At 53.8% G+C, this 240-nt stretch carries 1 protein-coding gene; it reads left to right on the top strand.

Features of this window, described 5'->3' with window-relative positions:
• On the top strand, window positions 1-240 hold a 240-nt coding region (locus tag SB754_RS22645; RefSeq protein WP_410784516.1), incomplete at both ends, for a portal protein.

Raw genomic sequence — 240 nt, forward strand, 5'->3', positions numbered from 1 at the left:
TCAGGACCCGACCAGCAACAACCAGATTATCCGGCGCGTACCCATCCACGAAGCGTGCTCTCACGTTGTTTGGGATGCCAACTCAAAGCAGATGGACAAGAGCGACGCGAAGCACTGCACGCTCATCAGCGCACTGAGTAAAGACGGCTGGAGTGCCTTTGCTGAAGATTACGGGCTAGATAAAGATGACATGCCTGATTTCCAGTCGCCATCTTCCAACTGGATTTTCCCCTGGACGAC

The sequence above is a fragment of the Leifsonia sp. SIMBA_070 genome, assembly GCF_046534635.1.
GTDB lineage: Bacteria > Actinomycetota > Actinomycetes > Actinomycetales > Microbacteriaceae > Leifsonia.